The organism is Acholeplasma equirhinis, from assembly GCF_017052655.1.
Classification (GTDB): Bacteria; Bacillota_I; Bacilli_A; order Acholeplasmatales; family Acholeplasmataceae; genus Acholeplasma; species Acholeplasma equirhinis.
The window spans coordinates 296,202-312,313 of sequence record NZ_JAFIDC010000001.1 but is presented as its reverse complement, the minus strand read 5'-3'; the positions used below and the strand labels follow the sequence as shown (position 1 = coordinate 312,313).

The 16,112-nt window shown below is 30.6% G+C and carries 16 protein-coding genes and 1 tRNA gene; 2 read left to right on the top strand and 15 right to left on the bottom strand.

The genetic code is table 11. The annotated features are described in order from the left end of the window. Positions 1-120: 120 nt before the first annotated feature. Positions 121-900 (top strand): tyrosine-type recombinase/integrase, encoded by a 780-nt coding sequence (locus JV173_RS01435; RefSeq protein ID WP_205734511.1) that lies wholly within the window; start codon positions 121-123, stop codon positions 898-900. Between the two features lie 58 nt (positions 901-958). On the opposite strand, the gene JV173_RS01430 is transcribed toward JV173_RS01435, so the two are convergent. The 4 genes from JV173_RS01430 to JV173_RS01415 form a co-directional block, all read right to left on the bottom strand. Next, the gene (locus JV173_RS01430) at positions 959-1,948 is read right to left on the bottom strand and encodes a trypsin-like peptidase domain-containing protein (RefSeq protein ID WP_205734510.1); all 990 of its coding nucleotides are present in this window, start codon (positions 1,946-1,948) and stop codon (positions 959-961) included. Between the two features lie 49 nt (positions 1,949-1,997). Then, positions 1,998-2,246: a helix-turn-helix domain-containing protein gene (locus JV173_RS01425; protein WP_205734509.1), complete on the bottom strand. Its 249-nt coding sequence runs from the start codon at positions 2,244-2,246 to the stop codon at positions 1,998-2,000. A gap of 130 nt (positions 2,247-2,376) precedes the next feature. Next, positions 2,377-2,451, bottom strand: a tRNA-Val gene (locus JV173_RS01420). 56 nt (positions 2,452-2,507) lie between these two features. Next, positions 2,508-3,929, bottom strand: a complete 1,422-nt coding sequence (locus JV173_RS01415; protein ID WP_205734508.1) for a CotH kinase family protein — start codon at positions 3,927-3,929, stop codon at positions 2,508-2,510. A 177-nt stretch (positions 3,930-4,106) separates the two neighbouring features. Here JV173_RS01415 and JV173_RS01410 point away from each other — a divergent pair, with 177 nt between their 5' ends. Next, positions 4,107-5,981: a heavy metal translocating P-type ATPase gene (locus tag JV173_RS01410; protein WP_205734507.1), complete on the top strand. Its 1,875-nt coding sequence runs from the start codon at positions 4,107-4,109 to the stop codon at positions 5,979-5,981. A gap of 12 nt (positions 5,982-5,993) precedes the next feature. On the opposite strand, the gene JV173_RS01405 is transcribed toward JV173_RS01410, so the two are convergent. From JV173_RS01405 to JV173_RS01355, 11 genes are all read right to left on the bottom strand, one after another. Further along, the gene (locus JV173_RS01405) at positions 5,994-7,178 is read right to left on the bottom strand and encodes a GGDEF domain-containing protein (RefSeq protein WP_205734506.1); all 1,185 of its coding nucleotides are present in this window, start codon (positions 7,176-7,178) and stop codon (positions 5,994-5,996) included. A 108-nt stretch (positions 7,179-7,286) separates the two neighbouring features. After that, positions 7,287-7,430, bottom strand: coding sequence for a hypothetical protein (locus JV173_RS01400; protein WP_205734505.1), 144 nt, complete (start codon positions 7,428-7,430; stop codon positions 7,287-7,289). 35 nt (positions 7,431-7,465) lie between these two features. Beyond that, complete coding sequence (locus JV173_RS01395; RefSeq protein WP_205734504.1) at positions 7,466-9,451, bottom strand: beta-propeller domain-containing protein; 1,986 nt, start codon at positions 9,449-9,451, stop codon at positions 7,466-7,468. Further along, a complete protein-coding gene (locus JV173_RS01390) occupies positions 9,448-9,954 on the bottom strand; it encodes a LytTR family DNA-binding domain-containing protein (protein WP_205734503.1) in 507 nt (168 codons plus the stop codon). Before JV173_RS01390 ends, JV173_RS01395 begins: the two co-directional genes overlap by 4 nt. A gap of 96 nt (positions 9,955-10,050) precedes the next feature. Further along, complete coding sequence (locus JV173_RS01385; RefSeq protein WP_205734502.1) at positions 10,051-11,175, bottom strand: GNAT family N-acetyltransferase; 1,125 nt, start codon at positions 11,173-11,175, stop codon at positions 10,051-10,053. Beyond that, positions 11,172-12,176 (bottom strand): glycoside hydrolase family 5 protein, encoded by a 1,005-nt coding sequence (locus JV173_RS01380; RefSeq protein ID WP_205734501.1) that lies wholly within the window; start codon positions 12,174-12,176, stop codon positions 11,172-11,174. The genes JV173_RS01385 and JV173_RS01380 overlap by 4 nt, the downstream gene beginning before the upstream one ends. An 89-nt stretch (positions 12,177-12,265) precedes the next feature. Then, positions 12,266-12,610 (bottom strand): DUF1801 domain-containing protein, encoded by a 345-nt coding sequence (locus JV173_RS01375; protein WP_205734500.1) that lies wholly within the window; start codon positions 12,608-12,610, stop codon positions 12,266-12,268. Between the two features lie 64 nt (positions 12,611-12,674). After that, on the bottom strand, positions 12,675-13,034 hold the full coding sequence (locus tag JV173_RS01370) for a DUF2200 domain-containing protein (RefSeq protein WP_205734499.1): 360 nt from the start codon (positions 13,032-13,034) through the stop codon (positions 12,675-12,677). Positions 13,035-13,140: 106 nt separating this feature from the next. After that, positions 13,141-13,680 carry a hypothetical protein gene (locus tag JV173_RS01365; protein ID WP_205734498.1) on the bottom strand — a complete coding sequence of 180 codons (540 nt, stop codon included), beginning with the start codon at positions 13,678-13,680 and terminating at the stop codon, positions 13,141-13,143. A gap of 12 nt (positions 13,681-13,692) precedes the next feature. Then, a complete protein-coding gene (locus JV173_RS01360; protein WP_205734497.1) occupies positions 13,693-14,256 on the bottom strand; it encodes a GrpB family protein in 564 nt (187 codons plus the stop codon). 67 nt (positions 14,257-14,323) lie between these two features. Further along, positions 14,324-16,111, bottom strand: coding sequence for an ABC transporter ATP-binding protein (locus tag JV173_RS01355; RefSeq protein WP_205734496.1), 1,788 nt, complete (start codon positions 16,109-16,111; stop codon positions 14,324-14,326). Position 16,112 lies beyond the last annotated feature (1 nt).

The window sequence follows — 16,112 nt, the reverse complement described above, 5'->3', positions numbered from 1 at the left end:
CTTTCATATTAAATTGAAAGGGTGAACGTTATGAGTATTGTTAAAACACTCAATGATTACTACGAGCTGACAAAGGGGAGTTTTGAGGCAAGTACAAATAATTACCATAAGAGAATGATCATGCATTTGGGGAATGCATTTCATTCACTGAATGTTAAATCAATTAAACAAGTTAATTTAGAAGTTGGTTATAAACTAATTAACTACTTAAAAGACCACACTAAAAATGGTAATAACAGCATTAACAAGATTTTAAATTACTTAAAAAAAGTTATGACTCATTATAAGATCATAACTACTTTTTTTGAGTTACCTAAATTACCGAAAGATACGCGACCATTTCAGCGTTTTTTTGATGATGACATCAGACGTATCATGAATTATACAAAGGACTTGAATACAAGCAAAAACAGTATTGTTTATAAAGCATTTGTAAGACTTCTGTTGGATTCAGGTCTACGAGTATCAGAAGCATTGAGCATCAAATTAACAGACATTGATTTCACAAATAATTTAATAAATATCTGGTCAGGAAAAACAAGAAAGTCTAGGTATGCACCATTTTCAGAATTCAGTAGGCCATATATACTAGAGTTGATGAACAACTCTCTAACAAAAGAGCACTTATTCTTTAATTTTTTACGTAATAGACCAATGAACAAAAATGATATAAAACTTTTTTATAGGTATTTAAAGAGTAAACTCTCAATCGATAGAATTCATACACATCGATTCAGAAAAACATTTGCCTCTAAACTTACAGAGAATGGATTAAATATCGAGGATCTTCAAAGACTATTTAATCATTCGCGTATTGAAACCACAATCAAGTATGTTCAACATAGTGAAAAAAGATCACTAGACGAATATAAAAAACATTCAAACTGGGGAATTGATTAACGTTCCCCTTTTAAATTTATATTAATAACCCCAAAATTGTACAATAAAAGTTTTTGAATTATTCAGGGATGAAATTGAACAACTTCAAATATTCTCGAATTTTACCCACAGGAATAGCATAACCAAAAGCAAAATTACCAAAAGAATCTGTTGATCCTGCAAAATGCAATCCTATTAACATTAATTTATCATTTAAAATCACTCCACCACTTGAACCTGGAGCTGTTGGTGCATTATGCTGCATTACATTAAATTCAGGTGGCTCAAAACTTGAACCTTCTTTATACTCATTTATTTTTGTATATTTCATTATTGTACCGTATGTTACGCTATTATTTTGACCACCAGGTTGACCAATTGAAATTGCTATTTCTCCAATATTTGGATTGTCTTGTGCAATTTGGATAATATTATATGAGATTGAAGTTTTTTTGAAATATATCAATGATAGGTCATATTCTAATAATTCTGAATCTTCCATTTTATAAGCTTTGTATGCATTACCTTTATAGTCAATTACATCAATGATAATATGACTTCTACCATGATTATAAGTTACATGTGCATTAGTTAAAACAATGAAGTAATCTTGAAACAAATCAATTATTACCCCACTCCCACTGCCATAACCTTGATTAATGTGTGACCAACCTAAAAACCCGAGATCATATACATATGTATTTATCTTTACATTTGAACTTATTATCTTGGTTTGAATAGTATTATTTGCAAGTACATAATCAAAACTGAATTTAGCATAAAATTTAATGTTCGAATTATAACTCTTTTTCGGATCTAACTTAGAGCCTAAAGAATCAAACCAACCATCGAATATATAATATAACTTTTCAGGATTTTTAGGAACTTTTACATAACTATTGAATTTTTCATTGTACTCATAATAAACAGAATTCTCCACATAAAATTGTACTGAGTAAGTTAAAATAACATGATCTTCTGTATGATCAATGATTTCATTTAAATTATGAATACAACCACTTAACACAGATAATAATAGTAGATTAAATATAAGCAATATTTTCTTCAATAAATCACCTCTTAATAATAGAAAAACCACACTAAAAAAAATGTGGTCTTCATTTTACCTTATCGTTTTCTTCTAGACTCATTAGATATTTCGTATATTTACTATAAGCATCTTTGTAACCAAGAAGATCATCTGGTGAAACTTCTAAAACCAGACAAAATTTAATAATTAAATCTTGATCTAGTTTTCTAACACCATTCTCATAAGCTGCTATAGCTTGTTGCGAAATACCCAACATTTCTGCCAATTTTGTTTGTGTTAGACCTTTAATTAGTCTAAACTCACGTAATTTTAGCATAAAAATCACTCACTTTCCTTGACTGTTACCACGTTCCGTAGTAAACTAGTACTACAGTTTGTGGTAAGATATGCCTGGTAGGGCTCTTACTAGATTCAAATCAATGGGGATAAAATAAGTGATAATGCAGTGGTGCACAGTACAAGGATTGAACTTGTGACCCCCTGCACGTCAAGCAGGTGCTCTCCCGCTGAGCTAACTGTGCTTACCATTTAAGCATGTTTATTGTAACACAACAATTCTTCTTTTTCAATTCAATTTTTACATTAATTGATTTTGTACATCTTGTATTTTAGCATTGATATACCATTCACTATTTCCTCTACTAAACCCAAGGTTTAATATAGCATTTGAAAACGTATTTTGATAGAGAAGTTTAGTTTTTTGATATCGTTGATAAAAGTATTCAAAAGTGAAATATTGATCATTTAAAATTTCTGTTAAAATTTCTTCGTAAAGGGCTCTATATTGAGGAATATCCAGTATTTTTTGAGCAAGAATTGGTTTATAAAAATTGTTGTTTGAATTAATGACCATTTGATTAAACCAGTCATAAATATCGATTCCAATTGTATAGTTATTTATTGGGTTCCAACCATTACCTAATGCATGATCAAAATCATATGGAAACATATACCATTTTTTTGTTTTCGAATCTTGATATAAGTAATAATTATTACCCATTGCTCTGTAATCGTCCGGATTACCTAAAAAGACATTGACTGCTAAATATCTTAAAAACATTTCAACATTAAAGTTTTGATCAATAAAATGGATGAAGTCTTCACCTGTATAAGCATTTATGCCATTTATAAAACTTGAAAGATTATTGTGTTTTGGATAAATATCTTTATTCGATTTAAGATCATATGCAGGATGATAAGTTAAAGTTTCTTCTCCATATGCAGCTTGATTATTTGGTATTTGTAAGGATGCTGGTCCATATCCCTGCCATAAAGATTTATATAAATCACCTTTAGAAGATTCTTTTGAAAATCTTCTTTCGATAAACTCATCATCAATCGGTTCAAAGATTGTATATAGACCGTATGTATGTTTTTCTCCATCAATATCCAGTTTAATTAAAGCATGTGAAACTTCTTGTGCATAAACTCCAAAGTGCTCAAACATTTCTAAACTATAAGCTTCTGTCATATAATGTGGAACTTGATTTTTATTATATTTAAGATCAAGTTCTTTTAATTCAAAACCACGTCTACCTTGATTTTCTGGATGTTCTCCATCAAATTGATATCTAAAATTGAATTTAAAATGATTGATGATAGGATTCCCACTTGAATCACTGATAAAGTCAATCGATGTATTGCCTCGATTTCTGAATCCGATATTTTTAATTAATAAACTACCATCATGATCTTCATAAAGTAGATCAGCTTTTACATAAGTATCTAATTTAATCGTGCCATATTGTTGTTGATTTTGAAGTTGAAGTTGTCTAAATCTTTGCCACTCAGAACGTGTTATTTTTATTGTTAAAGTTTTATAAATATCGTCATTAAAGAGTCGATTAAAACCAAATAAATCAGAAGGTTCTTCTGGTTGATTTGGTTCTTCGACAATTGGATCATCGTCTTTTGGATTTGTATTAATTGGATTTATTTTACAACTAAAGGTTGCAAGTATCATTGACAATGATAAAATCAACAACCAAATCTTTTTCATAGCACTTTCCTCAGCCTTATCTTACCATAGATTAAACAGATTAAATTGTGGTAGCAGTTCCCTAAATGTAAGTCTTATTCATTATCTTTATAAATAAGGCTCATTTTTTTATAAATAACTTGTGATATATCTTTATAAGTGTTACAGTATATGTGTATTAAGAAAGAGGTAACTATTATGCATACACATTCTCATGCTAAACCAGAAAACGAACTCTTAATTGAAACGATAGTCGTTTCTATTTCAATATTATTAACCATTGTTGCATATATCATGCAAAACTACTTAAGTGAATCAAGTCCTTATGTAGTAACAGTTTATGGAGTCGCATTCTTACTTGGAGGATTTTTCAAAGCCAAAGAAGGTATTGAAGAAACCATTGAAAATAAAGCTTTGAATGTAGAAATTTTAATGATACTTGCTGCAATATCTGCATTTTTAATAGGTAACCCAAGTGAAGGTGCATTGCTAATCATGATCTTTGCAGTATCCGGTATTTTAGAAGGTTATGCAACAAATAAGTCTAAAAAAGAACTTACAAATTTATTAAATATTTCTCCCGATCATGCAACACTATATAAAGATGGTGAAGAAACAGTTGTTGATGTTTCAGAATTAAAAGTTGGTGATCAAGTAATTGTTAAAGTTGGTGATTCAATCCCAGTAGACGGTAAAATCATCCGTGGTAAATCATCAATTAATGAAGCTGCAATTACTGGTGAATCAATGCCAGTACTTAAAGATTTAAATGATACAGTTTATGCTGGTACATTTAACTTAACTTCACCTATTTTAATTGAGATTACAACTTCTCCTGAAGACTTCGTGGTTTCAAAAATCATAAATCTTGTAAAAGATGCACAAGAAAATCAAGGTAAACGTCAAAGTCTTTTATCTAGAATTGAAAAATGGTATGTATATTCAGTGATTGCACTTGCTATCTCTTGGTTATTAATACCTTCTAGTTTTGGTTGGTTACCTTGGGAAGAAGCAATTTATCGTGCAACTGTTGTTTTAGTTGTTGGTTCACCTTGTGCTTTAATGGCTTCAGTTGCACCATCAATGTTATCTGCATTGTCGAATGCTGCAAGACATAGAATCTTAATTAAAGGTGCTTATCATTTAGAAACTTTATCAACAATTAAAGCTGTTGTCATGGATAAAACTGGTACAATCACAGAAGGTACACCGACTGTTGTAGAATTTGAAATTGATAAATCATACAATGAAAAAGATATTTATGATATTGTCTATTCAATGGAAAAATTATCAAGTCATCCACTTGCTTCTGCGATTACTTCCTACTTAGAAGATAAGGCGACTTATACACCATCTAAGGTTACTGAAGAACCTGGTCATGGTATGACATTAAAACTTGGCAACAACACCTATAAAGTTGGTAAGTTCGAATATATTCATTCTCATTTATTATCTCCAAAATTAGTGACTGCTCAAGAAAAAGGTTATTCAATTGTCCATATTATATTAAATGATCAATTAGTTGGATACATTGCATTAAATGATAACTTAAGACCTGGTATTAAAAAGATGATTGAAAGACTTAAATCACAAGGTATCAAACCAATTCTTCTAACTGGTGATAATGAAAAAACTGCAAAAACAATTGCAAATCTAGCTGGTATTGATGAAGTCATCTTTAATGCATTACCACATGAAAAGAAAAAATATGTTGATGAAGTAAAAGCTAAATATGGTCCAACCTTTATGGTTGGTGATGGTATCAATGATGCACCAGCACTTGCAAGTGCAGATATTGGTGCTTCAATGGGTTCAGGTACTGACCTTTCAATCGAAACCGCAGATATCATTTTTATGAATAATAATTTAGACAACATTCCTAAATTATTGCATTTGGCAAAAGAAAATCAAAAAATCATTTTACAAAACATGTTATTCTCAACTTTAGTGATCTTCTTACTTCTCGTGTTTAACGTGTTTATTAAAATTCCATTACCATTTGGTGTGGTTGCCCATGAAGGATCTACAATCTTAGTTATTCTAAATGGATTACGTATGTTAATTAAAAAGTGAACCGTCAAAGGTTCACTTTTTTATATCTTTTAATTCAGAATAGAAAATCATACCACGTTTACCAGATGTTTTCACCATGTAAAGTGCATTATCTGCTTTTTTAATGACCGCATCTAAGTTAGTAGCATCAGTTGGGTATTTGGCAACACCAACTGAAGATGAAATCTCAAATCGATGACCATCAATTTCTATCGGTTTGTAGAGTTCTTTTTCTTTTTTTTGCAAGAATGCTCTAAGCTCATCAGTATCAACTAAGTCACTATAAACTGTAATGAATTCATCACCGCCAAATCTTGCAATGAAATCACCTTCTCGTTTATTTTGATAAAGTCTTTCTGCATAAGCTTGGATCACTTTATCGCCAATATCATGTCCATAACGATCATTAATACGTTTGAATTCATCCATATCAGAGATTACAACTGCAAATGGTACTTGTTTATCAATTAACATTTCGATATGTTGATTTAACATTCTTCTGTTAGGAAGTATTGTTAAATAATCAGTCATCGATAAGTGTTGCAGTTTTTCACGTTCTTTATTGAGTTCATTGACCATTCTAATGTTAACTGCAATTGTCATAAAGAATGCTAGCATTGCAACAAATGAACTGATAATCAACATGATGAGATCATCAACGATGAATCCTTCGATAAAAATTGGTTGGAAGTTTAGTCCAAATAAAATTAAAACAATACGTATAACTTGTGAGAAGACAAGTCCATAAGTAACGATGATAAATGGTAATAAATAACCACTTTGACCACGATAATAATGGAAATTTAATGTATGTAAAAGTCTACCTGTAACATAAATAATGTAAGCACTCATTGTAATTTGACGTACCATCATTAAATCAAATCCGTAGTAGAAAATAACGAGCATGACATATGTAATTGATAAAGCTATTGCCATATCAACATAGGATACATCATTTTGAATAAATCGATTTGTTCCAATATAAAAGAACAGTAATCCTACGGATAACAGCATATTGGCAAACATATAAATTGTATAGTCAGCGTGAATGTGTCCAAATAAAAATAGGTTGAAACCAACAGCTTCAATGATTAGACCGTAGATCCAAAAATCAATCCCCTTAAATACTTGTTTCACATATATATGTGTAAAAACGAGGCCAAAGACAATGGTGGCTGCAATCACTGTCACGACCATGACAAGAATCATTTGGTCCATGGATATCGTACCTCCCAAATACTCAATCCATACTTTATTAAGTATGCTTTGATTATATCATAAAAAGAAAACCAACATGTTTATCCAAACATATTGGCTTTTTTTCATTTATGTTTCTTCGTATTCTCCAACACCAGGACCTTCATTCTGGTTTCCATCTTGATTATCATTTCCTGGATTTGGTCCTCCAGGGGTACATGCGGTTACAAATAATACTAACAACAAGCCTAAAATGGCAAATAATTTCTTCATAAAATCATCCCTCTTTTACTTGATTATATAATATGTTAGGATTTGAGGTCTACTGTTTGCATTATGCTCGATGTTGAAACATTATATGAAACAACGGATAGATTAGAGAATGTATAGAATATACCATCGATATAAACTGCTTTATCTACAGTATATGTATATAGTGCACCTGTATGATTGATAATGATTGGATCTTTAATAATATCCTCATCTTCAAAATTAATATTGAAGACATAAAACGCACTTGAATAAGTATTTTGATTATTTCCGTAAGTTGTTTTAGATACTGCGAAGCCAATAAATCCTAAATCAGGTGATACTAGAATCTTCGTATGATCATTTAATGCTTGACTATAACTCCAACTGTATTCTGGACTATCATCTTTGAAATAGAAAGTTTCTATAGGAAGAGAGGTATTTTCTGAAAGATATGCAGATATTTTAACACCAAAACTTTCATCATATCCAATACCAATTAATTGTTGATCACCAAATCGATGAAGATATGTTGAATATCCTGGTTCTTCTATTTCATTAATGATGACAGGATTAGCTGGGTCTGAAAGGTCAATTGTATATAAAGGATCGGTATTTCTAAAAGTAACGATATAAGCGAAGTTTTCAAAGAATCTAACAGACATGATTCTTTCTTGTGGTTTACCAATACCATCTTGGAGTAAACCAACGATATAGAATTTATCCGTTGTTTCATCTTCTTCTAAAACATAAAGTCTATTTTTTTCAAATGCATCCCATTGAATTGAGGTTGCAACTCTTAGATGACCTTGATATTCATCCATAAAGAATTGATTTTCAATATAGCCACTTAAGACGATACTTGCAGCATAACTAACTTTTCCAGTTTCAGTGTTCAATTTAAATTTAACAAGGTGTGTTTTGTTTCCACCATCAAAAAAGAAAATGCCTTCTTGATAATAATAACCAGAAACATAGATTGCATTTTTCGTCACATAGATATCTTCTGCGACACCTAAATAAGCTTCTGCATCGTATTCAAAAGTATTTAAATTTAAACTTAATATTGTTGTTAAATTATAAGCAGGAATTTGATCAAAGAAGAAAATATCTTCAAAAGGCAATACAGATTCAACTTCTACATCATCTTTTATTTCAATAAATTTTGGTAATATTGATGCTTCTTGACGATAAGTATTAAATATTAAGTATAAATTATTATCAATCAGTCTTTCAGCTTTAATCAATCCATTTGTCTTAATTGAATAAACAATATCATGTGTATCTCTTGAAACAACGTTTGCTTTACCTTGGTAAAGCGTAGGATACCAACCAACATAAGCCATGCTATATATACCATGATCTTGATCATAATATGTATACATATTTTCAAATTCCATACCGATTGTGATGATATAATCTTCAGTTAAGAATATGGATGAAATATAGTATTTATCAAAAATGATTGGTGCAAGTTTAGTTAATAATCCATTTTCATCCACTTCAAATAGTTGAAGTGTATCAGGATTATATTGATCAGCAAAAACAATTAAATCACCATCTGTTTTAACAGTGTCTGATTCTTCAACACTCTCAACATGATTATTCGTTCCAACAATTGACTTTTGTGACGCTGTTGTACCGTCAAGATCTTCTTCTGGTGCAAGGGCACCATTACCTGCTTCAGGTCCGTAGTAATATGAAGCATCATCTGCGTTCATTTTATCTAGAATATCTTCCATTGAATGAGCTTTTTTTGCATATTCTAATGTTTTCAACTTTCCAGTATCAACATCAAGTACAGTCTGTGATAAATCAAAAACACCTGTAACAACCAGTACAAGTGCAAGTAGCGCAGTTGATGCACCAATCATGCCTCTTTTTAAATTCAACATTCTAAGAGGTGATTTAAAAACTGGATTTTCATTTGTTTTGTGAAATTTTTCTAGTCTTTTATTCCAAATAATATCTACAATCATGCGGTAAAGAACAAATGCGAAAATAACCCCTAATACTGAGATTACAACTATACCTAAAGCGTTCATTTCTTTCCTCCGATACCTAATCGTTCTTTGAAAGATTTGACATAACTTCTCATGACTTCTAATTTATCTCCATTTTGGAGTTCAAGTTCAAGTTTCGCATTTAACTTTGTTTTGATAAATACAACTTTACTTAAGTTTACCAAATACGATTTACCAATTCTAATGATGTTGAAGTTTGAGAGCATTTCTTCTAATTGATAGAGTGGTTGTTTGACTTCAACCTCACCTTGACTTTGTGTGTGAATATAAATCTCAGTACCAAAACTTTCAATATAAAGAATATCTCTAATATAAATTTTTGCCCAACCTTCAGGTGTTTCAAATACGATTTCTTTTCTGTTAATGGTAATTCGTTTAAGTATTCTCTCCAAAACTTCGTAATGTTTTTCATCCATAATCATAGTGATTTGATTGGTTTCTTCGACAACTTGAATTCCTGATGCTATATTGAGTTCTGGTTGTACCAAACTCAAATCAGCTTTATTAAGAATGACTTTAATCATTAAAAAGTTTGCCCCTTTCAGTAATAGTCTAATCTTTATTATAAATAAAGGTTTTAATTTTCAAATGACTTACACATTAACAATGATAACATGCACTTAGATTTTTTTATTATAACATCTACGACGTTTATGGTAAATTGGGTCATAATCACGCCATTGTGACTGTATTTTAGTATTTAATTCTAATTCAGGACCTGTTTCAGCATGTGTTACACCTGCTTTGATACCTTGTTTAATACCATCTTCCATAATTAAAGATAGAACACCTTTTCCATGGTACTCAGGATCTACTGCAACAAAGTAAAAATCAATGACATCATAAGATTTGATTGCTTTTATAAGACGCAAGAATCCAAAAGGTAATAATTTACCTTGATTTTTTTTATTTGCTTTAGCTAAGCTTGGCATCATCATTCCAAAAGCAATAATTTTATCTTCTTTGTTTTTAACAAACCAAATCATAGAAAGTTTAGCTAGTGATTTCATTTGTGCAATGTAATAATCTTGTACTTTTCTAGTAACCGGTAAAAATCCATATAGAGGTGAAAATGCTCTATTATACACATCAAAAGCTTCATAAACATACTTAGGGAGTTCTTTCATTGACTTCATTTTAACGAGTTTGTAACCAAATCGTTTAGTAACAATTTCAGTGGCACGAGAAACTTTTTCTGGCATCTCTTTCGGCCATGGTACTTGCGATTCAATCCAGTCAACATCTTTAGAAAATCCTAATTGATCTAAGTGGTCTTTATAATACGGAGGATTCCAAATTGTAATGAATGAACCTAAATGTTGAAACCCATCAACTAACATACCCATTCGATCCAAATCGGTAAATCCAATTGGACCAATCACTTCATTCATTCCTTTTGATTTACCCCACGCAATGATAGTATCTGTAAGTAACTTTGTTACTTCAAAATCATCAATCATATCAAGTCTCGTAAATCTAACAATCTTTTTTCCAAATTTTTCATTATATCGATGATTAATGATGCCTCCAATACGACCTACAACTTCACTTTTATCATTAAGTGCTATATAACGAACACTTTCACAATACTCATGAACAGGATTTTTCTTAGGATCAAAAACATTCATTTCATCCATTGAAAGTGCTGGTACAAATGCATCGATATGCTTAAATAATTTAATCGGAAGTTCAGTAAATGCTTTAGCATCCTTTTTTGATTCTACAAGTTTTATCGTATATTTCATATATGTAAAATGCCTCGTTTAATTAATGATCTGAAATCCCATCCATGATGGGCCTCTTGATGCTCAATTTTGTAACTCCAAAAATAATATCCAGATGCATAATTGTATGCATAGAGTTGGAGGCTTGCTAACATCTTTTCAAAATTTAAGTAATCAAAATCTAAATCTGTTACTAAAGTTTGTTGTCTAATACCCAAGCTCCATTCTCCAATATAAACAGGGATTATAGAATTTAGTTTTTGAATCGTTGGTATTCTTACATTAAAGATTTCATCAACATGTGTTTTTGGTGTACCGTGTGTAAGTTTTTCATCAAAACAATGATAAAGATGTAAATCAAATCCAATATTTTCAAACGAATTGGTTTTAAAGAATTCTAACCAAGAGGAATCATTTGGTCTAAATGCATCATGGAAAACAATCTTTTTACTTGAATACTTTCTAATTTCTTGATAAGCATCTTTATAAAAATTTTGGATAATATCTAAGTCCATATTAAAATGTGGTTCGTTTAATACTTCGATTGCGAAAACTGAGTTATTTGTTGCAAGTTCTCTTGCAATAAATCCAAGTCTTTCAACAGTCAGTTTGATGTTTTTAGGATCTTTTGGCCAATCAATAACACCTTCAATACCACCATTATCAAATCCATTTTGACAACCAGGTGCTGTGTGAAGGTCGAGCATTACAGAAAGACCAACCTCATCTGCCCAAGATAGTGCATTCTTAATATATTCAAGTGGTGAAAAATAAGGTTTGTCATCAAGTAACCACCAAGGAATTGGTATTCTAACTGAATCAATTCCAATAGATTTCAACCAAAAAAAATCATCCTTAGTAATCCATGTTTTCCAGTGATTGATTAATGCTTCTTTTGGATTTGGGTGTTTTAAAACAAAGCCAGTTTCATCCTTGCTATCGACATTCTCAAATAGTGATTGTTTCATCCATCGTTCTAAAACGAACCAGCCTCCAAGATTTACCCCTTTGATCTTTGGCATAATAAGCTCCTAATGAATTGATTATTTGTTTTAATTGTATCACATTACAAAAAAGAGGTTTAATTTGTAAACCTCTTGAATGTTTTTTGCTACTTAATCGCTTGTTTAAGTATTTCTTTAATTTGTTTTTCAACTGCTTGATTCATCTCTTCAATATACCAAGCAATTGGTTGAATTTTACCTTCACCTTCTCTAAATTCTAATTTTGCTGAACCTTGAAGTCCAAAGGTGACATAATCATCATGTCTAAAAAAACATAGTATCTCTCTTGTTTCTTTATTTCTGTATGCAGGCATACCATACATAAAAGATGGCATAAGTTCAGGCTTAGTTTCCATAATAATTTCATGCAATCTAAGACAAATAGTTCTAAATGGTTCTTTGTATTTTGACACCTTGTTAATTAATTTAATTTCTGTTTGAGATTTTTCCATAATACCCTTCCTTGTAAGCCCAGTTTAGAGTGGTATAAGCTACATCGCAAGTATTTTGCTCAAATTAATTTCTAAATATTTTCTCTAATGATTTACCTTTAGCTAATTCATCAACCACTTTGTCCATATAGCGAACTTTCTTCATTAATGGATGGTCTATTTCTTCTAATCTCACACCACAAATAACACCAGTGATTAAATGTGCTTTATCTGTAAAATTTGGTGCTTCATCAAAAAAGGCTTGAAGTGAATTTCCATTTTCAATTTGTTCAATCAATTGTTTTTTCGAGTATCCTGTTAACCAAGATAAAACTTGATCAAGTTCTTCTTGAGTTCTGTTTTTAACTGTCACCTTTTGAATATAGAGTGGGTAAATAGAACTAAAAGGCATTCTAAATACTCTTGGGTTATCAAATGATTTCATAAAATACCTCCTTTTGATATGCTTATTTTACAACAAAGAAATTGGAAAATATTTAAAGATACAAAGTATAAATGTTGGCAAGTTAAAAAAACAGGATTGCTCCTGTTTAAAATTCAACGCGATTATTTTGGAAAAGTTCTGTAACTGATTTAACAAATGACTTAAATTCACTCATATCTTCTGAGAATTCCTTAAATGTTTCTGAGTCTAATAAAACTTCCATTTCATAAAAGTGTTTAACTGACTCATAATGCACTTTATAGCCTCTCATGAGTTGTTTCAATACTGCTTTAAATGAAATCAGTTCAAAATCAAAATCGGCATATTTACCTGAAAAGTCTGTATTATTTGCTAGTAAAGATAAATATCTTTTATAAAGTATTTTAGCCTGCTTTCTATCTTCCTGAGTAACAGGACCAAAATTCTTGTCAATTATTTTTTTTCTTTCGATATCAAGTATAAAATTTACATTCAACATAATGAAAACAATGATACCAAAATATGGTAAATACAGCGTTAAAATTCGATCAAAGAAAGTACCACTCACTAAATCAATGATCATGATTACGATGAAACTTAAAGTAATCAAACCTGAAACAATTTTAACAATTTTATTAACTAAATTATACTTTTCTATTGAATTCACTTATGTCTCCTTTTAGTATCTATTTTTATAGAGTTCCTTAGCAAGATGGGTATATTTTGTAATAAACTCTGTTTTTGACTCTGTGTAGTAATCTCTATGATGCTTATATTTTACTGCTAGTTCAAGTTTTAGGGACTCATATGCTTTAGCAACTTCAGGATGTTCAATCAAATAATCTCTAAAATATAGTTCATCATGGTCATCTTGAAGTCTGATATGCAAATGAAATACTTTATTACTAAATCCATTTTCTGTATAACCTTTATTAAAGGTTAATCTTGTTTCATTTTGATTCATTAAGATATAACCATTTGTTTGAAGATTATCGATTATGATTTGAAAAGCTTGTGAATCGTTGATAATACACAAGATATCAATAATATCTTTTGAATAAATATTTTGAATACTTGTGCTTCCAATATGATGATTCGATCTTACGATACTATTTGGTAATATTGATAGAATTTCATCTATTTCTGTTTCATAATCGACTTTCCATTTTTCATTATGTGGGACTAAGAAAATAGGAAACAACTGCCATAGTTCATCTAATGACATTTCATTAAGTTTTTTCATTTATTATGTTCCTCTTTCCACCATTATATCATAAAAAAATGAGCTGTTTTTCAAGCTCATTTTATGATTAAACGTTTTGGAATTGTGAATTGTAAAGTTCAGCGTAGAAGCCGTTTTTAGCAAGTAACGTTTCATGATTACCTTGTTCAATGATGTCACCATCTTTTAAAACAAGAATAATATCAGCATTACGGATAGTTGATAATCTGTGTGCAATAACAAATGATGTTCTACCAACAGTTAATTCATCCATTGCACGTTGAATTAATAATTCAGTACGTGTATCTACTGATGAAGTTGCTTCATCTAAGATTAAGAGTGGAGCGTCTTTAATCATTGCACGCGCAATTGTGATTTGTTGTTTTTGACCTTCTGATAATTGAGCACTTTCATCTAAGAAGGTGTCATAACCATTAGGAAGTGCTTGAACAAAGTGTTTTAAGCCAACAGTTTCACAAACTCTATCAAGTTCTTTATCTGATACATTTTCTTTGTTGTAGACTAAGTTTTCTCTTAATGTACCTTTGAATAACCATGTGTCTTGTAGAATCATATCAAATAAATTATGAATGCTTTCACGTTTCATATCATGGATTGATACACCATCAATCACAATATCACCTTGATTAACATCATAGAATTTCATTAATAAATTAACAATCGTTGTTTTACCCGCACCTGTTGGTCCAACAATCGCAACCTTTTGTCCTTTTTTGATTGATGCAGAGAAACCATGAATAATTTCTTTATCTGCAAAATAACCAAACTTAACGTCTTTGAATTCGATGTTACCTTGAACATTATCAATGTTTGTTTCAAGATTTGTTTCATCTCTCATTTCGGGTTCTTCTAATACAGTAAATACTCTATCGGCTGCTGCTGATGCTTGTTGCATACCTGTCATTGCTTGTGCAAATGTTTGAAGTGGTGTTGAGAATAATCTAGCATAAATTACGAATGATGCTAAAGTACCAATTGTTACGACTGTAAAGCCATTTAAGTAAAGAATTGAACCAACGACGAAAATTAAAATATACGATAAGTTACCAACGAAGATCATCACAGGAGCCATTAGACCAGATAAGAATTGGCTTCTCCAAACACTCTTTCTTAATAGATTATTTGTATCATTAAAGATTGCTCTTTCTGATTCTGTACCATTGAATGCTTTTACGACATTATGGTTAGTATATACTTCTTCAATTTGACCATTTAATTTACCAAGTAATTGTTGATTGCTTCTAAAGAATTTTTGAGATTTCTTAACAATCATTGGAAGGAAGATCATACCAATCATAGATGAGAAAATTGTAACGAGTGCTAACACCCAGTTTGAAATAAACATCATGATTAATAATCCAATAAATAAAATTATTGATGAGAATAAGTTTGCAATGGATTGAGATAATGATTGTGCAATTGTATCAACATCATTTGTTACTCTTGATAAAATATCACCTTTTTGATTTTTATCAAAGTAAGCAAGTGGTAAGCGATATAATTTATTATCCATATCACTTCTTAATCTATTTGCAGTCTTTTGAGTAATGGTTGCCATAATGAATTGTTGCAGGTAACCAAATGTTGCACTAAGGATGTATAAAATTAAGATACCAAGGGCCATATTTGTAACTGTATCCATATTGATACCAGTCATCATAGAACCCATGATTTCATTTAAAAGTTCAGAAACTCTGTCTGGACCAACAATTGTTGTAACAGCTGAACCGATAGCAAGTATGATTGAGAAAACTAATCCAACAGCATACTTATCCATATATTTTAAGATCTTTTTAAATGATCTTGGATTGAATTTGGCTTTTTCGCCACCTCTACCTGGATGTGAACCGTGCATA